This window comes from Allotamlana fucoidanivorans (genome assembly GCF_045788535.1).
GTDB classification, from domain to species: Bacteria; Bacteroidota; Bacteroidia; order Flavobacteriales; family Flavobacteriaceae; genus Allotamlana; species Allotamlana fucoidanivorans.
This window is the reverse complement of sequence record NZ_CP074074.1, coordinates 3,000,750-3,021,581: the sequence shown is the minus strand read 5'-3', so window position 1 is coordinate 3,021,581 and position 20,832 is coordinate 3,000,750. Positions and strand designations below refer to the sequence as shown.

Annotated in this window: 19 protein-coding genes; 6 read left to right on the top strand and 13 right to left on the bottom strand. The window is 33.6% G+C overall.

Annotated features, from left to right (window positions below):
* Positions 1-86: 86 nt before the first annotated feature.
* Positions 87-734 carry a pyridoxamine 5'-phosphate oxidase gene (pdxH, locus tag KFZ70_RS12830; protein ID WP_139698720.1) on the bottom strand — a complete coding sequence of 216 codons (648 nt, stop codon included), beginning with the start codon at positions 732-734 and terminating at the stop codon, positions 87-89.
* Between the two features lie 89 nt (positions 735-823).
* On the opposite strand from pdxH, the gene KFZ70_RS12825 reads away from it, so the two are divergent.
* Complete coding sequence (locus tag KFZ70_RS12825) at positions 824-1,237, top strand: hypothetical protein (protein WP_139698721.1); 414 nt, start codon at positions 824-826, stop codon at positions 1,235-1,237.
* On the opposite strand, the gene KFZ70_RS12820 is transcribed toward KFZ70_RS12825, so the two are convergent.
* From KFZ70_RS12820 to rpsA, 6 genes are all read right to left on the bottom strand, one after another.
* The gene (locus tag KFZ70_RS12820) at positions 1,238-2,143 is read right to left on the bottom strand and encodes a ribonuclease Z (RefSeq protein ID WP_139698722.1); all 906 of its coding nucleotides are present in this window, start codon (positions 2,141-2,143) and stop codon (positions 1,238-1,240) included.
* On the bottom strand, positions 2,140-2,619 hold the full coding sequence (locus tag KFZ70_RS12815; RefSeq protein WP_139698723.1) for a DUF3291 domain-containing protein: 480 nt from the start codon (positions 2,617-2,619) through the stop codon (positions 2,140-2,142). The genes KFZ70_RS12820 and KFZ70_RS12815 overlap by 4 nt, the downstream gene beginning before the upstream one ends.
* A 1-nt stretch (position 2,620) precedes the next feature.
* Entirely contained in the window at positions 2,621-2,953 is a 333-nt protein-coding gene (locus KFZ70_RS12810) for a ribonuclease Z (protein ID WP_139698724.1), read from the bottom strand.
* Between the two features lie 3 nt (positions 2,954-2,956).
* Positions 2,957-3,886 (bottom strand): aspartate carbamoyltransferase catalytic subunit, encoded by a 930-nt coding sequence (locus KFZ70_RS12805; protein WP_139698725.1) that lies wholly within the window; start codon positions 3,884-3,886, stop codon positions 2,957-2,959.
* Between the two features lie 9 nt (positions 3,887-3,895).
* Entirely contained in the window at positions 3,896-4,435 is a 540-nt protein-coding gene (gene pyrR, locus KFZ70_RS12800) for a bifunctional pyr operon transcriptional regulator/uracil phosphoribosyltransferase PyrR (protein ID WP_139698726.1), read from the bottom strand.
* Between the two features lie 232 nt (positions 4,436-4,667).
* The gene (gene rpsA, locus KFZ70_RS12795) at positions 4,668-6,500 is read right to left on the bottom strand and encodes a 30S ribosomal protein S1 (RefSeq protein WP_139698727.1); all 1,833 of its coding nucleotides are present in this window, start codon (positions 6,498-6,500) and stop codon (positions 4,668-4,670) included.
* A gap of 333 nt (positions 6,501-6,833) precedes the next feature.
* On the opposite strand from rpsA, the gene KFZ70_RS12790 reads away from it, so the two are divergent.
* A complete protein-coding gene (locus tag KFZ70_RS12790) occupies positions 6,834-7,214 on the top strand; it encodes a LysM peptidoglycan-binding domain-containing protein (RefSeq protein ID WP_139698728.1) in 381 nt (126 codons plus the stop codon).
* 63 nt (positions 7,215-7,277) lie between these two features.
* Here KFZ70_RS12790 and cmk read toward each other — a convergent pair whose 3' ends face one another.
* A complete protein-coding gene (gene cmk / locus KFZ70_RS12785; protein WP_139698729.1) occupies positions 7,278-7,985 on the bottom strand; it encodes a (d)CMP kinase in 708 nt (235 codons plus the stop codon).
* 199 nt (positions 7,986-8,184) lie between these two features.
* Here cmk and KFZ70_RS12780 point away from each other — a divergent pair, with 199 nt between their 5' ends.
* Entirely contained in the window at positions 8,185-10,773 is a 2,589-nt protein-coding gene (locus tag KFZ70_RS12780; RefSeq protein ID WP_139698730.1) for a right-handed parallel beta-helix repeat-containing protein, read from the top strand.
* A gap of 1 nt (position 10,774) precedes the next feature.
* Positions 10,775-11,485 carry a hypothetical protein gene (locus tag KFZ70_RS12775; RefSeq protein WP_139698731.1) on the top strand — a complete coding sequence of 237 codons (711 nt, stop codon included), beginning with the start codon at positions 10,775-10,777 and terminating at the stop codon, positions 11,483-11,485.
* A 54-nt stretch (positions 11,486-11,539) separates the two neighbouring features.
* On the opposite strand, the gene porQ is transcribed toward KFZ70_RS12775, so the two are convergent.
* From porQ to KFZ70_RS12760, 3 genes are all read right to left on the bottom strand, one after another.
* On the bottom strand, positions 11,540-12,559 hold the full coding sequence (porQ, locus tag KFZ70_RS12770) for a type IX secretion system protein PorQ (RefSeq protein WP_139698732.1): 1,020 nt from the start codon (positions 12,557-12,559) through the stop codon (positions 11,540-11,542).
* A gap of 110 nt (positions 12,560-12,669) precedes the next feature.
* Positions 12,670-15,120, bottom strand: coding sequence for an endopeptidase La (gene lon, locus KFZ70_RS12765; protein ID WP_139698733.1), 2,451 nt, complete (start codon positions 15,118-15,120; stop codon positions 12,670-12,672).
* A 180-nt stretch (positions 15,121-15,300) separates the two neighbouring features.
* Positions 15,301-15,951: a rhomboid family intramembrane serine protease gene (locus KFZ70_RS12760; RefSeq protein ID WP_139698734.1), complete on the bottom strand. Its 651-nt coding sequence runs from the start codon at positions 15,949-15,951 to the stop codon at positions 15,301-15,303.
* Positions 15,952-16,014: 63 nt separating this feature from the next.
* Here KFZ70_RS12760 and KFZ70_RS12755 point away from each other — a divergent pair, with 63 nt between their 5' ends.
* Positions 16,015-16,899, top strand: a complete 885-nt coding sequence (locus KFZ70_RS12755) for a lysophospholipid acyltransferase family protein (RefSeq protein WP_139698735.1) — start codon at positions 16,015-16,017, stop codon at positions 16,897-16,899.
* Positions 16,900-16,902: 3 nt separating this feature from the next.
* Here KFZ70_RS12755 and KFZ70_RS12750 read toward each other — a convergent pair whose 3' ends face one another.
* Positions 16,903-18,438: a sulfatase gene (locus KFZ70_RS12750; RefSeq protein WP_139698736.1), complete on the bottom strand. Its 1,536-nt coding sequence runs from the start codon at positions 18,436-18,438 to the stop codon at positions 16,903-16,905.
* Between the two features lie 234 nt (positions 18,439-18,672).
* Positions 18,673-20,061 (bottom strand): phosphoglucosamine mutase, encoded by a 1,389-nt coding sequence (gene glmM, locus KFZ70_RS12745; RefSeq protein ID WP_139698737.1) that lies wholly within the window; start codon positions 20,059-20,061, stop codon positions 18,673-18,675.
* A gap of 78 nt (positions 20,062-20,139) precedes the next feature.
* Between glmM and KFZ70_RS12740 the strand changes: the two genes are divergently transcribed.
* Entirely contained in the window at positions 20,140-20,733 is a 594-nt protein-coding gene (locus tag KFZ70_RS12740) for an ACP phosphodiesterase (RefSeq protein WP_139698738.1), read from the top strand.
* Positions 20,734-20,832 lie beyond the last annotated feature (99 nt).

Here is a 20,832-nt window from a genome sequence, read left to right as displayed (position 1 = left end):
AAAAACAAACATTTAATCGTATATATAAGTTTTTAATCGGTAAAATGCACTTTTTTTAATTAAAAAAGTAGTATTTAACGTATAAATTAAGGAGATAATCGATTTGTCAACCAACTAAAGTCCTCCTCCAGTCTATATCTAATACGATCATGTAATCGATTGGGTCTACCTTGCCAAAACTCAATTTCTACAGGCTTAACTAAATAACCTCCCCAATGTTTCGGCCTATCAATAGTTCTTCCTTCATACTGTTTTTCAAATAGTTTAAGCTTATTTTCTAAATATGCTCTATTTTCTATAACGGCGCTCTGATTAGAGACTAAAGCTCCTAACTGACTACCTCTTGGCCTAGATTCAAAATATCCATCACTTAAATTTTCTGCTATTTTCTCTGCTTTCCCTTTTATGATAATTTGCCGTTCTGCTCCTGCCCAAAAAAAGGATAAACAAACATTTGGATTTAATTCAATCGCTTTTCCTTTTTCACTGTTATAGTTTGTAAAAAATATAAACCCTTCATAGGTATAACGTTTTAACAGAACAACCCTATTTTTAGGAAAACCATCTTTACCAATAGTAGAAATAGTCATAGCATTTGTTTCATCTTGCGGAAAGTGTGTGTCAACCTCATGAAACCATTTTTGAAATAATTCCATAGGATTATCAGGCACCTTATTTAATACTAGTTCTCCTTTTTCGTATGATTTTCTATAATTGCTTAAATCCTTTTCCATAATAACAAAATAACAAAATTTTATTATTTTATATAGACAAAATACTAAACAAACATTGTAGTTTTGCAACCTCTCTAATTAGAACTAAAATGAAATTTGAAGAATCGTTACAAAGTAAACTTTTAAGTCATCACAAATTAGAAATGCCTTTTGGAACCTTCTTTTTTTGTGAAAACTTTGTAATTTCTGAAATACATTCTGAGAAACACTTTGACTGGCCTAAAATTGAATTGGTTTTAAAAGAAATTATCGATTTCTATGGGGCAGGAGCAAAATTAGGTTATGTTTCTAATAGAGTTAACTCTTATTCTATAGACCCCAGCCATTGGGCAAAAATAAATTCTAACAAAGCCGTTATTGAGATGATTGGTACGTGTATAGTGTATTATAACTACATTATGTATTTAAATGCTTCTTTAGAAAACAGATTTAGCGATGTTGAAATAAAATCATGTCTGTCTTTAGATGAAGCTATTGAATGGGTACAACGTTTAAATTACTAATTATAGATCAAACGTTTTCCCATCTTCCGCTAACAGTACATTTTTAAAAATCTGTTCGGCCTCCTTTTTAAAATAATTGATACTATCATACCGCGTAGAATAATGCCCTAGAATAAGTGTTTTAACCTGGGCTTGTTTTGCAATTTCTGCGGCTTGAATAGCCGTTGCATGTTTTGTGCGTTCTGCTAAATGTGCATGCTGCTCTAAAAATGTAGATTCATGATAGAGTACATCTGTATTTTTTATAATGGGTACAATATCTTCTTTAAACATAGTGTCGCTGCAAAACGCATAACTTTTCGGCTTTTTCCCAGGAAACGTAACACTATCATTTTTTATCAAGATTCCATCTTCATTTTTTACATCATAACCCTGCTTCAGTTTTCTATAGTAGGCCACATCAATATTTGCTCTTTTAACAGCCTCTATATTTAGCTTACGTTCCCTTTTTTTTTCCTTAAAAAGAAAACCATTTGTGTATATTCTATGATTTAAAGGAATGGTGTGGACTTCAACTTTGTTATCTTCAAAAATAAGTTCGGAAGCATGAGATGTTAACTCATGAAAAAATAAATTATAATTTGTCCAGGAATCTGCTAACTTCATTTGAAGTGTAACAATTTCTTTGATACCCTTTGGGCCATAGATATGTAAGTCTGCTTCTCGGGTAAGTAATCTGAATGTTGAAATTAATCCGACTAAACCAAAAAAATGATCACCATGCAAGTGAGATATAAAAATATGTTTTATTCTATTGAATTTAATTTTATGTCTTCGCAACTCTACTTGAGTTCCTTCTCCACAGTCAATTAAAAACATATGATTACTAATCTCTAAAACCTGTGATGTTGTATTATTTAAAGCACGCGGCGTAGCACTATAACAGCCTAGAATAGATAATCTCATGAGGATGCATTTAGTGGTTTATAGTTTAAAAAATCGTCAACTAAAAATTTAGATTTAAACGAAAATGCAAACGGTGATTCTCCATAACTATTCAAATAATCAAGACGGTATTTGGCATCCTGAAAGGTTGGTTTATAGCCTTTAGGAATATACCAAAAAGCCATATGCATTCTATTCATTTTTTTAAACCATGCTTTCTTCCTTTTAAAGATGTCTACATGCCCTGTTTGATACGTAAATTTAAAAAGAGATTCAAAATCCTTCCATACAGAGATATTGATGACCAAAGCATTGTTTTGAAATATTTTTGCACCTTCATCTTTGTCCTCATCATTCATGCGCCAAATAAACCCTTCACTAGCATCTGCCATAGCATTTATATGATCTACATTACCAACAAAATCTTGCATAATTGGGTCATTTAAAGGTGCAAGAACCTCTGCAATGTTTACCTGAGCTAATTGAAAAGCATGCATGTTAAAACCCTAAATCACGCTCCATATCCTCCATTTCAATAACATCATAGGCTTCCTGCAATGTAGGTACAACAATAATTTCATCAGGAACATCATCAAAATCTACTTTATCTGATACAATTACAAATGAATTTTTAGCTGCTTTATGTATGGTAGATAGTTCTAAAAACTCAAGAATATCCCCCTTATCAAGGGGATCTAAAGATGTTAATGAAACGATAATATTGCTGTTTTTAAACTTTGGATATAATGCCTGTATCTTCTTTGTTAACTCTACAATCGTAGCTTTTTCTTGCGTGATTATAGATGTATTTCCATTTTGGTCTAAAATCATAATCTACTGTTTTATTTTTGATGCTAAGAGGTAAATTACTGCCATTCTAACAGCTACCCCATTTTGAACTTGATCTAAAATAATAGACTGACTAGAATCAGCCACATCACTAGTTATCTCAACACCTCTATTAATGGGACCGGGATGCATGATAGTTATCTTTTTATCTAAGGTATCTAATAACTGTTTGTTTACCCCAAATTGTTGGGTATATTCTCTGGTAGATGGAAAATAACTAATATCCATACGTTCATTTTGTACTCGAAGCATATTAGCTACATCACACCAACTTAAAGCTTTACGAAGATTGGTTTCCACCTTTACCCCAAGCTCATTGATATACTTTGGAATTAGCGTTTTAGGACCGCAAACCATGACTTCTGCACCTTGTAATTGCAGTGCAAAAATATTTGAAAGCGCCACTCTACTATGTAAAATATCACCAACAATAACTACCTTCTTACCTCCTACTTCACCTAATGTTTCGCGAATCGAATAAGAGTCTAATAAGGCTTGTGTTGGGTGTTCATGAGCACCATCACCAGCGTTAACAATACTGGCCTTTACATGTTTAGATAAAAAAACACCTGCCCCAGGATTTGGGTGGCGCATCACCACCATATCCACCTTCATGGATAAGATATTGTTTACGGTATCAATTAGTGTTTCTCCTTTTTTTACAGACGATTGTGCGGATGAAAAATTAATTACATCTGCTGATAAGCGTTTTTCAGCAAGTTCAAAAGACAACTTGGTTCTTGTTGAATTTTCAAAAAATAAATTAGCTATTGTAATATCTCTTAGTGATGGTACTTTTTTGATTGGTCTGTTAATCACTTCTTTAAAATGATCGGCCGTTTCAAAAATTAGTTGAATATCTTTTTTATTAAGATATTTTATTCCTAATAAGTGATTGACACTTAATTCACTCATTGCTTTTATCTATTTTTCAATTAAATAAACCGAATCTTCACTATCGTGTTCTTTCCAGTTCACCTTTACTTTTTCATTATTAATAACATCTACTTGACGCCCTCTATAATCTGGCTGAATGGGTAAATGTCTACTAAAACGTCTATCTATAAGCGTTAATAATTCTATTTCATTAGGCCTTCCAAAAGATTGTATAGCGGTTAAAGCAGCTCTTATACTTCTTCCTGTATACAGTACATCATCAATAAACACAATATTTTTATCTTCTACTAAAAAGTCAATTTTTGTTGAATTAGCTTCTAAAGGCTTATGACTTCTTCGAAAGTCATCTCTAAAAAATGTAATATCTAAATGGCCTAATTGAATATTCTTAACCTTATAATCCTCTTTGAGTATTTTAGCAATTCTATCTGCTAAAAAAACACCGCGAGGCTGCAAACCAATTAGTACGGCATTTGAGAAATCATTGTGTTTTTCAATAAGTTGACAAGCCAATCGGTGAAGAATGATGTTTACCTCTTTTTCGTTAAGTAAAACTTTTTGACTCATATACTATCCAAACGTGTTTGGTACACAAAGGTAATGCAAAAAATCATAAGTATAAACGGTAAATTAGAATCTTATTTGGGTATGTTTTTTAAATGTAGGTTTTAAGACAACTTACTTTTCTTTTTTTTTAACTTATTTACCATGGAGACATGAACTTCTATTTAAAAAAATGAATAAAAAAAACTCCTCAAAAATTGAGGAGTTTTATAAAAATTATAAATGTATAGAAAGATTATTTCTTCCCGTCCATTTTATCTTTAAGAGCTTGTAAAGCATCATTAGCATCACCTAAAGTTGGTTTTGCTTCAGCAGCTTGAGATTCTGCTTTTCTTACCGCCTGCTTAACGATCTTAGCTTCTTCTTCTTTAAATACCGCAGTATGAGAAGCAACTACACGTTTAAACTCTTTGTTAAATTCAATAATTTTGAATTCAGCAGTTTCACCTTTAGCTAGTTTACTACCGTCTTCTTTTTCTAAGTGACGTGCTGGTACAAAAGCCACGATATCTTCATTAAACTCTATAGTAGCACCTTTGTCAACAATATCAGTAATTGCTGCTGTGTGAGATGTTCCTAAAGCAAACTCAGTTTCATACTTATCCCAAGGATTTTCAGTAGTTTGTTTATGACCTAAACTTAATTTACGTCCTTCAACATCTAACTCTAATACCACAACGTCTAACTTATCTCCTACTGAACAGAACTCAGATGGGTGTTTAATTTTCTTAGTCCAAGATAAATCTGAGATATAAATTAATCCGTCAATACCCTCTTCCAATTCAACAAATACACCAAAATTAGTAAAGTTACGTACCACACCTGTGTGTTTAGAACCTACAGGATATTTACCTGTAATATCTGTCCATGGATCTGGTGTTAATTGCTTAATACCTAGAGACATTTTACGCTCTTCTCTATCTAAAGTTAAGATAACTGCTTCCACTTCATCTCCTACAGAAACGAAATCTTGAGCAGAACGTAAGTGTGTAGACCATGACATTTCAGACACGTGAATTAACCCTTCAACACCATCAGCTACTTCAATAAATGCACCGTAATCTGCAATTACAACCACTTTACCTTTTACTTTGTCACCAACTTTTACCTCTTCAGCTAATGCTTCCCAAGGGTGCTTAGATAATTGTTTAAGACCTAATTGGATTCTTGATTTGTTTTCATCAAAATCAAGGATTACCACGTTAAGATGTTGGTCTAACTCAACAATTTCATTTGGATGATTGATTCTTGACCAAGAAAGATCTGTAATATGGATTAATCCATCTACACCACCAAGGTCAATGAATACACCATAAGATGTGATGTTTTTAACAACACCTTCTAATACTTGACCTTTTTCTAACTGACCAATAATTTCTTTCTTTTGTTCCTCGATATCAGCCTCAATAAGTGCTTTATGAGAAACTACAACGTTTTTGAACTCGTGGTTGATTTTAACCACTTTGAATTCCATTGTTTTATTTACGTACTGATCGTAATCTCTAATTGGTTTAACGTCAATTTGAGAACCTGGTAAGAATGCTTCAATACCGAATACATCTACAATCATACCTCCTTTAGTTCTGCATTTAACAAAACCGTTAACGATTTCACCAGTTTCGTGAGCTTTATTAACTCTGTCCCATGCTTTGATTACACGAGCTTTTCTGTGAGATAATACCAACTGACCTGTAGCGTCTTCACGCACATCAATTAATACTTCTACTTTATCACCAACTGCTAAGTTAGGATTGTAACGAAATTCGTTTAAAGAAATAACACCTTCAGATTTTGCATTGATGTCAATGATAGCATCACGATCTGTAATGTGAATTACAGTTCCTTCTACTACTTCATCATCTAAAGTGTCAACGAAATTTTCAGCTACTAATTTTTCAAATTCTTTTAACTGTTGATCATCAACTTCATCAATACCTTCTTGGTAATTGTGCCAGTTGAACTCTTTTAAGAATTTTTCAGGGTTTGCTTGAGCTTCTGATACTTGAGGAGCTTCGGCAGTTTTTGCTTCAGTTGCTTCAACTTCAGCTTGTTTTGCGTTTTCAGCCATTTATGCTAATTACTTAATGTTTTACGTATTGTCTTTATAATAACGTAAACACATTTTGTTTGTATTCTGTTTGTTTCAGGAGATTTAAGCGCGTAACATACAGAAGTGTTAAATTTAATTACGTGTTCTATTTCCTTTTATCTTCCCGACGATTCGCTAAAAGGAGTGCAAAATTACAAATTAATATTCTAATTACCTAATAATTAGAAAACAAATAAAATGTGACTTTTTACTTCTTAATGTGTCTAAATCTTAACCATTTATTAAATTTAAAGTGCTTGGATTTTTTTACCTTAACCAAAACAATCTGAATTAATAAAAACCTTTTTAAATATGACTGCAAAATCAAAATACCAACCCGTTTTAGACTTAGGAGAATCTTTAAACATTCAAAACGGTGATGTAAAAGAAGAAGATGGCAAACTAAAAGTTTGGGGAACCGCTAAAACCCCTTATGAAAAAAACTTACTTTGGGACAAAATAAAAGAAATTGGTGGTGAAAACCCTTCAGATATAATGGCAGATATAAAAGTTGCCGATGCCAGTGTTTTTCATAGACATACTGTAAAAAGTGGTGAAACCTTAGGTAAAATAGCTAAGCAATATTATGGTAATGCATCAAAATATCAAGAGATATTTAAGGCTAATTCAGATATTTTAAAAAATCCAGATTTAATTTATCCAGATCAAGAATTGATTATCCCTAATCTGTAGTTTCTGTTATAGAGAATAGAAAGAAAGCGAGTCTTTAGTATAAAAACTCGCTTTTTACTTTTGTTAACCAATACTTCCGTTTACTTCCTTGATTTTGTCCTCTGATAATTTTAAAACTTTATCAAACTGTTCCTCTAGGCTAAAGTGAGAATTATCAATTTCAATAGCATCTATAGCCTTTACAAGTGGGGAATCTTTTCGTGTTGTATCTAAATAATCACGTTCTTCTACGTTTTTTAAAACAGCTTCATAGGTAACAGCATCACCTTTATCACTAAGTTCCTTAAAACGTCTTTCTGCCCTTTTTTCAGCGGAAGCAGTCATAAATAATTTTAACTCTGCATTGGGAAAAACTACGGTTCCAATATCTCTTCCATCCATAACAACCCCTTTATTTTTTCCCATTTCCTGTTGTTGCTCAACTAATTTTTGTCGGACTTCAGTAACAGCCGCAACCTTACTTACGTAACTTGATACTTCAAGTGTCCTTATAGCCTTCTCAACGTTTTTACCATTTAAAAAAACCTCAGCAAAACCTAATTGTTCATTGAATTGAAATGTGATTTTGATGTCATTCAAACTACTAATTAAAGCTTCCTTATAAAAAGCATCAGGACTAACAAACGTATTCTGCATAGCATACAAGGTTACAGCTCTATACATAGCTCCTGTATCTACATAAATATATCCTAGATGTTTTGCCAGTTGTTTTGCTATTGTACTCTTTCCTGTTGATGAGAAGCCATCAATAGCTATGGTAATTTTACTCATTTATAATTGTTAGGATAGCAAATGTACATAAATGAATTAGATCAAGTTTCTGTCAAGTTAATTTTTATCATTATTAAAATAAGATTAAACCATTTGTTTTGTAGAAATGCTTAAATGTTTTCTAGATAAATAGACATTACACCCTTATTAAAATTATCATTTTATAATTTAACGCTTTCACTAATTTACGATTTAAACAATGCGAAAACTATTAATTTCATGTCTTTCTTTTTTTATCTGTTCCACCATTTATTCACAAACTATTTATGTCTCTACAAATGGTAATGACACAAATGATGGCAGTGAAAATGCACCTTACAAATCATTCAGTAAAGCTGTTTCTGTAATGACTTCTGGTGATATTTGCATCATAAAAGGAGGCACTTATGAAGAACCTTTAATCATAAATAAAAGCGGTATCTCAGGAAGCTACCTAACCTTTAAAGCTGCTAACGGAGAAACTGTTAACATAAAGGCTACTAGAAAACTTACTGGATGGCAACAGCACAGCGGTACTATTTACAAAACCAATGTAAATATGAGCATTGATAGCCGATTTCGTGCCGTATACCATCATGGTGAGTACATGGATTTAGCGCGTTGGCCAAACAACACAGATAATAACCGTTGGACCATTGATTGCCATCCCGTATCGGGTGGTGGTAGCGGTAACTATATTACAGCCACTGGAATTCCTGATATCGATTGGGAAAATGGTGGGCTTTTGTATTACTTAGGAGCGCATTCTGGAACAAGTTGGACAAGACCTATTACTGGGAGTTCTGCGACTAGAATTGACCACCAACAAGTTGATATTACAAAATGGCCCTTTGGCATTCATAACCCTGAAGTTTGGAGAAGTAACCCGGGCAACGAACGTGGACAGTTTTATTTGTTCAATAAACTTGAAGCATTAGACTATGCTAGGGAATGGTATTACGACAGTGCTGCAAACATGATCTACTTTCAACCTGCTGATGGTAACTTGCCTGTGGATGGAACAGTTGAATATGCGGTTTCAAAATATGTTGCAGAAATAACTGGTGATTATGTTAAATTAGAAGGCTTAGATTTCTTTGGAGGAAGCATAAAAATACATAACAATGCAGATAACAATCAAATAATTAATTGTAAAATTATTCATGGTAGTGAAGGGCATGATTCCCTTAGTAATACTTCTGCTCAGGTTGGTGAGGCCGCTTTAGAAGTTTTGGGTGCTAATACCCTGATTCAAGGTAATATTATAGATCATAGCTCTGTAAGCGGTATACATATTATGGCTTGGGCTGGTGCACATAATTGCGTTGTTGAGAAAAATACAATTAGCAACACAGATTACAATGGTATTCATGCTTCACCTATAAGAACCTCAGCTGATAATTTAAAAATTTTGAAAAACACTATTTTTAATACAGGTAGAGATGGTATGTATGTAGCAGGAACAAATTGCGAAGTAGCCTACAATGATGTTTCTGCCTCTCAAAAAATTAACAGTGATTCAGGAATTTTTTATACTGTAGGCAACGCTAACCCCAAGAATAACGAAATTCATCACAATTGGTTTCATGATGCAACAGCGCCAGCTTATTCACACAGCCCTGATAGTCCTGCTAAAGCTGCCGGTATTTATTTAGATAACAATAGTAAGGGCTATACTGTGCACCATAATGTAGTTTGGAACGTATCTTGGAGTGCTTATCAAGTTAATTGGAATAATGTTGGTTTAAATTTTTATCACAATACCATTTGGAATGCCGAACGTGCTATGGATTCTTGGGTAAATGGCTACACGCAATCCGATAATAAAATTTATAACAATTTTTCAAACAAAGGTGATTGGTTTACTGGCAATGACCTTTCTGAATTTGATATTCAAGATAATTTAATAACTGCCGTATCTGTGCTTGAAAACCCCGAAAACCTTGACTTTATGCCAAAGGAAAATAGCGCATTAATAGATCAAGGAAGAGTGATTTCTGGGTTTGAAAAACCCTTTAAGGGTGTTGGTCCAGACATTGGAGCATATGAGCGATTGGGTACCAGATGGACAGCAGGCATAAATGCGATTGAAGATACTGGTTCAGGTGACATTGTTTCTGTATTAGATACTCAATTTACCATATTAACTACCTCTGAAACTTGTTCAGATGAAAACAACGGCACACTAACCATTGAGGCCAGTACAGAGGCTGATTACAACATTAGCCTTGACGGAAATGATTTTGCCTTTACAAAGAACAAAACCATTACTAATCTAACTCCTGGCTCTTATGAATTGTGTATTAGTATTAAAGGCATAAATGAATCACAATGCTTTGTTGTAAACATTGACGAAGCATTGCAAATAACTTCAAAGTCTACTCTATCAAATAAAAAACTTAATATAGAACTCTCAGAGGGGACAACACCATATAAAGTATATATAAACAATGACATGGTTTTAGAAACGCAATCACCGTCTTTTTCTGTTGATGTATCACAAGGAGATATTGTTAAAATACAGTCCAATAAACCATGTGAGGGAGAAATAATAAAATCTATTGACTTTTATTCAAACATTCAACCTTTTCCCAATCCTACAACCGGTGTTTTCCAGATTAGTATTCCTATCAACGAGGGACTGATTCCAATAGAAATTTACAACATGACAACGCAACTTGTAAAAGCAAAAACATATACTATCATTGACGGAAAAATAACTATTGATTTAACCAATAATCCTCCAGGCGTATATTTTGCTAATTTAGTCTTAGATAAACCAATAAATATTAAAATAATAAAAAAATAAGATGATGAAATTTCTAAAATATACTTTCGGCTTAAGTATTATTATTTCTCTTGCAATAGCATGTTCTGGAGGAAGTGATGATGGTGGTTCGCCTCCAGAACCGAAAAACAATGCGCCTTTTAAAGTGACATCATTAACATTTCCTGAAAACGATATGCTATGTACCTCCAATACTGTTGAATTCACTTGGGATGCAGCCACAGATCCTGATGGTGATAAGGTTTCATATATTCTAGAGATTTCAAAAGATTCTGGGTTTGGGGCAATTGATCAGTCTGTGAATTCTAATACATCATCTAAATCAGTCTCATTAGAAAAAGGTATTATTTATTTCTGGCGTGTAAAAGTTAAGGACACTAAAGGCCTTGAAAGCGAATATTCATCTGTATTTAGATTTTATACAGAAGGTGAACCTTTAACTAATCATATTCCTTTTCCTGCGCAGCCAATAAATCCTGCAGACGGAGAAACTATTAATGGAAACTCAATTACCTTAGAGTGGGAAGCTACTGATATTGATAATGACCCATTGACATATGACGTATATGTTGACACCGTTAACCCGCCTACACAAAAAATAGGTGATAATCAAAGTAATAATACTACAAATGTTAACCTAAACCCTGCTTCAACCTATTATTGGAAAATTGTAACAAAAGATGATAAAGATGGACAGTCTATCGGACAAGTTTGGTCTTTTATGACCAATTAATATTTATTAAGACCATAGTATAGGGAAAGCTGGAGTAAGAAAACTTCAGCTTTCTTATCTCAAATCAATCTGCAGTCCAAAAAAGTTGGAATTACCGGCACTTGTATATTTAGCATGCGTATAACTAAAACGCATTCTATTCATTTTTATAGAAATACCTGCCGACAGTCCTGAAAAATTGCGCTGATCAACTATTCTTAAATCCTCACCTCTTCTAAAATTATAACCTAACCGAATATTAAATCCTTTATCTGGAAACAATTCTGCGCCAATTATAGTATGCCTTATCACCTGACCAATAAAACCTATCTTTTCTGAACTTTGATTACCAGATAAATCACTGGTTACTCTAGCTGGATTAGGTCTTGCAATAGGCCATTGCTGTAAATTTTCTAAAGTAATATGCCAACGAATAGGTACATTTTCTAGTTTTTGAGACATTCCAAAAGCAACTTCAAAAGGCAACTTTTCATAGATATCAGCATAAGTTGTTATTTGTGAACCTAAATTTCTAACCACCAACGCCGCATTGAAATCAATAGCTTCATCAATATATAGTAAACCAAGATCAACCGCTACCCCAAAAGAACTATATTGCTCTAGGTTTGATGAAATAAATTTCACATTGGTTCCAAAATAAAAATCAGAATACCCTATTTGTAAGGCATAGCCTAAAGACAAAGCAGTTTCATTTCCTGTAAACGTTCCAGTAGAATTCCCATCTTCATCATAACCATCAAAAGAACCATAATTAATATAAGTAACACCTGTATGAAATGTTTGTGTTCTTCTATCAACAGTATAAGCATACGATGCTGTACCATAGCCAATACCTCCCAAATAACTGGTATAGTTTAAAGCCAATTGATTATCCATTTCCTCATTAATCGTGGCTGGATTAAACAACCCTTGCGTAACATCATAGTCAACATTGGTGAATACTTTTCCACCTAAAGCCGCTTGACGCGGAGACGCAATCAAATTAAGAAACTGATAGGTAGACTCGCCTCCCACTTGAGCTAGTGCCCACGTAGATACTAAACAGCAAAAAAAGGAGACTATTATTCTTAGCATATTGAGGCGCAAAGTAAATAAATCTATCTTAAAACGATAACATGAATCTTTTATTTTAATTCATAAAAAAACCTCGACATATGCCGAGGTTTAAATATTGCTTTAATATGCTATATTTTTTTTGCGTTTTTTACTTTCTGATTTGTAATAGCTATGTTAATCACATCACTCATATCTGACACATAATGAAATGTTAAGCCTTTTAAATATTCTGGTTTTATTTCCTCAATATCTCTACGGTTATCTTCACAAAGTAAAATCTCTTTTATTCTAGCCCTTTTGGCAGCAAGTATCTTTTCTTTAATACCTCCCACTGGTAACACCTTACCTCTTAAGGTGATTTCACCCGTCATTGCTAAACTTTTCTTGACTTTCTTTTGAGTGAATAGTGACACCAATGAGGTTAACATAGTAACGCCTGCACTAGGTCCATCTTTAGGTGTAGCCCCTTCAGGAACATGAATATGTACATTATAATTATCAAAAACTGATGCGTCAATACCAAATGCATCAGCGTTAGATTTTATATACTCCATAGCAATGGTGGCCGACTCTTTCATAACCTTTCCTAGATTCCCCGTAATGGTCATAGCGCCTTTGCCCTTTGATAAAATCGATTCAATAAAAAGGATATCACCACCAACTCTGGTCCATGCTAAACCTGTTACAACTCCAGCTACATTATTGTTTTCATATTTATCACGCTCTAATTTAGGTCCTCCTAAAACCTCAACAATGTCTTCATTAGTGACTTTAATATTATAGTCTTCTTCCATAGCTATACTTTTAGCCGCAAAACGCACCATTTTAGCCACCTGTTTTTCTAAACCACGAACGCCTGATTCACGTGTATAGCCCTCAACTATTTTTTCAAGTTGTGCTTTACCTATTTTCAAATCTTTAGCCGATAAACCATGCTCTTTTAATTGTTTTGGTAATAAATGACGCTTAGCTATTTCAACTTTCTCTTCAATGGTATACCCTGTAACGTTAATAATTTCCATACGATCTAATAATGCAGGCTGAATAGTTGATAAACTATTTGAAGTAGCAATAAACATAACTTTTGATAAGTCATAGCCCATTTCTAAAAAGTTATCATAAAACTCACTGTTTTGTTCAGGATCTAACACTTCTAACATTGCTGAAGAAGGATCGCCTTGATGCGAATTTGACAACTTATCAATTTCATCTAAAACAAACACAGGATTTGATGTTCCTGCCTTTTTTAAGCTTTGAATAATACGCCCAGGCATAGCACCAATATAGGTTTTTCTATGACCTCTAATTTCTGCCTCATCACGTAATCCGCCCAGCGAAATTCTCACATATTCTCTACCTAAAGCTTCCGCAATAGATTTTCCTAAAGAGGTTTTACCAACACCTGGAGGTCCATACAAACAAAGTATGGGAGACTTCATATCGTTTCTTAGCTTTAAAACAGCTAAATACTCAATAATTCTTCGCTTTACATCTTCTAAACCAAAATGATCGCGGTCTAATATTTTCATAGCTCGCTTCAAATCAAATTGGTCTTCACTAAATTCATTCCAAGGTAAATCTAAGAATAACTCTAGATAATTACGCTGAATAGAATACTCTGCAACCTGAGGATTCATCCGTTGCATTTTAGCTATTTCCTTTTCAAAATGTTTAGCCACTTTTTCATCCCAAAGCTTATCTTTAGCTTTGATCTTCATTTCCTCAATTTCCTGATCGTGACTTACACCACCCAATTCTTCCTGAATAGTTTTCATTTGCTGATGCAGAAAATATTCGCGCTGTTGTTGGCTCATATCCATTTGAACCTTAGACTGAATATCATTCTTAAGTTCTAGTTTCTGAAATTCAACATTCATAAACTTCAATGTAGCCAAAGCACGTTGCTTCAAGTTATTTATTTCTAATAACTCTTGCTTTTCCTTTACGGTAAGATTCATGTTTGATGACACAAAATTCACCAAAAATGAATTGCTTTCAATATTCTTAATAGCAAAAGAGGCCTCACTAGGAATATTCGGATTTTCCTTTATGATCTCAAGTGCAAGATCTTTTATAGAATCAATAATTGCAGAAAACTCCTTATTATTCAATGCAGGTTTAGCCTCTGGAATATCTCTAATTGTAGCATTCATGTAAGGCGTCTCGGTAAGAACTTCAGCAACCTTAAACCGTTTTTTACCTTGAATAATTACAGTAACATTGCCATCGGGCATTTTTAAAACACGTAGTATTCTAGCTACCGTCCCCGTTTCATAAATATCTTTTGCCGTGGGTTTTTCTACAGACTCATCTTTTTGAGCCACTACCCCTATTACTTTACTTCCTTTATTAGCATCATTAATAAGTTTAACAGAGGTGTCTCTACCCGCTGTAATAGGTATAACAACACCTGGAAACAACACTGTATTTCTTAATGATAAAATAGGTAGTGTTTCTGGTAATTCTTCATTATTTATTGCCTCTTCATCTTCAGGAGTCATCAATGGAATTAGTTCTGAGTTTTCATCAAATTCCTGTAATGACAAACTGTCAAGGCTCATAAAATTAGATTTTTTCATAGACATATTTAGGTCAAACTGTCATTAAAACAGTACTGAACAATTTTTTAAGTGATTTCTAATACTCAAATAAATACTAATAATCAGCTATTTACGTAGCCAACAACATATATTAGCATAGTCTATATGGCAAGAGCTGTGCCAATAACGAACTAAAGAAACTTGACACCCTTTACTAATCTATATTTTCCCCATTTTCTTTAACACAAACAACAATACTATTGGAATTGCCAACAAACCAATCATAGGCAAACTGGTTTCAAAAAGCCATGGTGCTAAAAATAACGTTATGATATACCCACCAATAGCTCCTCCAAAATGGGCATCATGCCCAATATTACCCACACGCTTTTTCATACCATACATAGAATACAATAAGTAACCGATACCAAATACATAAGCAGGAATAGGTACTGGAATAAAGAAAAACATTAAACTCATACCTGGTTGAAGTAAAATAGCCGCATAAATAATACCAGTTACAGCACCACTAGCACCAACAGCACTATAATGATATTCGTTTTTATGAAAGTACAGTGACAATAAATTACCTAGTAGTAAACTACCAAAATAAATCAATAGAAATTGAACTGGGCTCAGCAGTCTAATTACTAAATCTGCAAAAAAATAAAGCGATAACATATTAAATAACAAGTGCTGTGTATCGGCATGTAAAAACCCAGAACTTATTAACCTAATTTGTTCCCCTCGCTTAACGGCACCAACATTAAATTTATATTTTTCAAAAAAGCTATAATCACCAAACCCTTTATAGGTAATTATAACATTGGCTGCTATTATGATGATGGTAACTAAATCTAAATTGCCCATAGCGTATGTAATGTTTAAATTGAATTTAATCTATATTTGTTGCTACAAATCTAAAATTAATTCATGCAATTTCTAGCGTATATTCTTGTTTATCCAATTTTATGGGTAATATCTAAATTATCTTTTAGATTACTATACTTGATATCTGATGGCGTATACCTATTGGTTTATTATATTATTGGATACAGAAAACACATTGTTACGGATAATTTAAAATTGGTTTTCCCTGAAAAGCCTGAAAAAGAAATTATTATCATAAGAAAAAAATTCTACAAGCATTTATGTGATATGTTTTTAGAAATGGCAAAAACCATGTCTATTTCAGAAGCTCAATTACGAAAAAGGTTTGTTATTAAAAATCCTGAAGAGTTTAAACGTTTAGAAGGTTTAAATAAAAGTATTATTGTGATTTTTGGACATTATGCAAGCTGGGAATGGACTATTGTTTTAAAAAATCATATCAGTTTTAAGACCTTTGGGGTTTACAAAAAACTAGCAAATAAATATTTTGACAACCTAATTAGAACGATTAGATCTAGGTTTGATACCACCTTAATCAGTACTAAAGAAACCATTGCTACTATTAATAAATTTGAAGAAGCTGGTGTAAGAACATTAACGGGGTTTTTAAGTGACCAATCGCCAAGGCACACCAAAGATGCGTATTGGCAAAAATTTATGGGAATTGATGTCCCTTGCTTTACTGGCGCCGAGCGCTTAGCTAAAAAATTAGATTTTTCTACCGCTTACCTAAAAGTAACTAAAAAAAAACGGGGACATTATGAAGCTGAAATTATAACACTTGCCGAAGACTCCAGAACATTCAAGGACTATGATTTAACTAAATTGTTTCTTCAACAGTTAGAAAAACAAATTTATGAGGTTCCTGAATATTACTTTTGGACCCATAAACGTTGGAAACACCGAAAAAATAACCAACAAGGCTAAACGTTAATTTTCTTTAAAATCAGGATTCATAAGCACTCTACCTTCTTGTGCTGCTTTCATATATTCTGCTTTTGAAGGTCGAGGCCGAATACGGTACTTGGTAGGGAGGCCCGTTTCTCTAAAGAAATCATCTGGTGTTCTTCGCTTTGGCAAAAAGTCTTTAGTTTGGGATCTTGTTTCTTTTAAACGAGCTCTCATATCAGCTAAAACCTCAGCATACTCAACATTTGAAGCTATATTATGTAGCTCATCAGGGTCATTGATAATATCAAATAACTCCTCTTTTTCTCTTGGCTTTATGAAACATTTAAGTTGCGTCTCATTAAGTGTGCCTTCTTCGTATTCTTCAAGCATGCTCTGCCAACTTCTACCACGAATTATATCTGCCGAAGGAGTGTTAGGCAAATCTTCATAAAAGTTCTTCACGTATTTATAAGCTTTTGTTCTTATCGCTCTGGTATAGTCTTCAAAATCATGAAAATGGTCTTCTGCATATATTTGATCTCTTATCTCTTTTGACGTATCTAAAAGCATGGATGAAAAGTCATACCCCTCAAATTCTTTAAAAGGGGTTAAACCAGCAAGACTCATAATTGTAGGTGCAATATCAACAGAACTCACCAAATTACTATTTACGGTACCTGCTTTAATTTTTGCAGGCCATTTTACAATCCAAGGTGTTTTTATACCACCATCATATAAGGTTGTTTTATCCCTTGGAAATGCTCTTCCATTATCTGCAATAAACAGAATAACGGTATTCTCAGCAACACCCTGTGCTTCTAGCTCTTTTACAACATGACCAATATAACTATCCATTCTTGCTATTTCATCATAATATAGAGCAAAATCCTTCTTTACCAAATCGGTATCTGGCATGTACGGTGGTAATTGGACATCATTTTCATTATGCACACTTGGGCAGCTTCCATCATCATAAAAAGGTCTATGGGCATCAAATGAGGCTAACCATGTGAAAAAAGGTTTATCCTTAGGACGTTCTTTTAGCAATTTCACCCATTCATCACAACCACTACCATCACCCACAAGTCTTCTATCTAAGCCAATAGGTGCATCAATCCATTGCATTTCAAAAAGCGCGTTAAAATCATTTCTCACAGGATCTCCCAAATGGTACTTTCCTGCTAATCCTGTCCAATAACCATTTGCCTTTAAGGCTTGAACAAATGTTTTCTTTCCTTCGGGAAGTGGCCACGATAATTGCTCGGCATCTGTATTATGAGGATAAAGTCCTGAAATTATACTTGTTCTACTTGGGCTACAGGAACTTGTAGTTAAAAACGCTTCGGTAAACAACATGCCATCCTGTGCTAGCCTATTTAGATTTGGAGTTTTAATATGAGGATGCCCATAGACACCAATATCATTCCAACTAACATCGTCGGCAATAATAAGTACTATGTTTGGTTTATCTGTAGTTTTGGCTGCTTCATGAGGCGCCTTCTTTTTTGACTGACAAGCTGCTATTAAAGCAATAAAAGAAAGGGAAAAATGATACAGTAATTTCTTAACTAACATGGCCTGATTTTTTAAACGATGCTAAATCTAAGACTTTTCTTTAATTTTTTAAGAATATGACCAAATATTACCCTACATTTCAATTATTCTCTTATTGTGCAGAAATAAATTTAAGAGTATACCTTCTCTATACTAAAAAGAAGTCAATTCTTCTTTAGTAAATAAAAATCTTTGATATTCAAACACTACCCTATTCCTACCGTATTTATTAGGTAATTCTTTGGATTAACATAATTACCGTCGAGATATATCTAAAATTTCATCTATAAACTTATCTCCAAGCGCATCAGCCTCAACTTGTGATTTTGCTTCAGTGTATATTCTAATGATGGGCTCGGTATTGCTTTTACGTAAATGCACCCAACTCTCAGCAAAATCAATTTTGACACCATCAATAGTTGTTAAATTTTCTTTCGCATAACGTTCTTCTATGGTATTCAAAATACCATCAACATCTAATCCTGGTGTAAGCTCTATTTTCTTTTTCCCCATAAAGTAATTTGGATAACTTTTTCTAAGTTCACTTACCTTCATTTTTTTATCGGCCAATAAACTCAAAAATAAAGCTACCCCAACCAAAGCATCTCTTCCGTAATGAGACGCAGGGTAAATAATGCCACCATTACCTTCACCCCCAATAACAACCTTATTTTTTTTCATGAGCTTAACCACATTTACTTCTCCTACTGCACTAGCCTCATAGATTCCACCGTGTTTTTCTGTAATATCTTTTAAAGCTCGTGTAGAACTCATGTTACTCACGGTATTTCCTGGTGTTCTGCTCAGCACATAATCTGCGCAGGCTACCAAAGTATATTCCTCTCCAAACATGTCTCCATTTTCATCCATAAAAGCTAAACGATCAACATCAGGATCTACCACAATTCCAAAATCAGCTTTATGTTCTTTAACCGCTTCAGATAAATCGGTTAAATGTTCCTTCAAAGGCTCTGGGTTATGTGGAAATTCTCCATTAGGATTACAGTGGATTTTTATCACATCAACCCCTAAACGTTCCAAAAGTAAAGGTATAGCTATACCTCCTGTTGAATTCACCCCATCAACCACTACTCTAAACCGTTCTTCTTCAATAGCCTTTACGTTCACTAAATCTAAATCAAGAACCTCAATAATATGAAGGTCTATATAGGCCTTATTCTTTGTAATGTTGCCTAAATTATCTACATCTGCGAAACTCATAGTATCACTCTCGGCAATTTCAAGGATTTTTGCTCCTTCATCCGCATCTAAAAACTCACCGTCTTTATTTAACAACTTTAAGGCATTCCATTGTTTTGGATTATGGCTAGCTGTTAAAATAATACCACCATCTGCATGTTCCATTGGCACAGCTATTTCTACGGTAGGTGTGGTAGATAACCCTACATCAACAACATCAATCCCTAACCCAACTAAGGTATTCATTACAAGGTTTTGAATCATTTTACCTGATAGACGAGCATCACGCCCAACCACCACTTTATACTGTTCTTTATGGCGCTGTTGTTTAAGCCAAACACCATAGGCCGAAGCAAATTTTACCGCATCAATAGGAGTTAAATTTTCACCCACAGCGCCTCCAATGGTACCTCTTATACCTGATATTGATTTAATTAATGTCATAATACTAAGTTAGTTTTTCGAACAAATATAGTATTTCAAATTCGTATTTCTTACCAAGGTATTTTGTAAATTTCACAAATGAACTATTTAGCACATATTTATTTATCTGGGGACAATGAGTTAGTCGTCATAGGCAATTTTATTGCAGATGGTATAAAAGGTAAAGATTATAAAAAATACCCTGAAGCTATTCAAATAGGTATCTTATTGCATAGATATATTGACACCTTTACCGATGCGCATAAAACGGTAAGAATCAGCACTAAACGATTACATAAAAAATACGGGCATTATTCTGGGGTTATTGTTGATATTCTGTATGATCACTTTTTAGCGAAAAACTGGAGTCTATATTCAAACACGCCCCTAAAAACATTTGTAGAATCGTTTTATGATGCTCTTGAAGATCACTATGATATGCTTCCTGCTCGGATTCAAAAAATGATACCTTACATGTTATCTGAAAATTGGCTTTTAAGTTATGCATCTATTGAAGGTATTTCAAGAGTTTTAGATGGCATGAACAGAAGAACAAAAAACAGATCTGGTATGAATGAAGCAGTGGTTGAATTACAAGAATTTTATGAAGATTTTGAACATGAATTTTCTGATTTCTTTGCTGAACTTATAACCTTTTCAAAAACAAAACTTGAAGAACTAAGCGCACCTTAATCCTAATATTCATTAACTGTTGTAGAAGATAAACTACAATTATATAGAGTTAAATAAAACTTGTTAAACTTTAGGAGTTCGTCAGGATGATTATTTTAA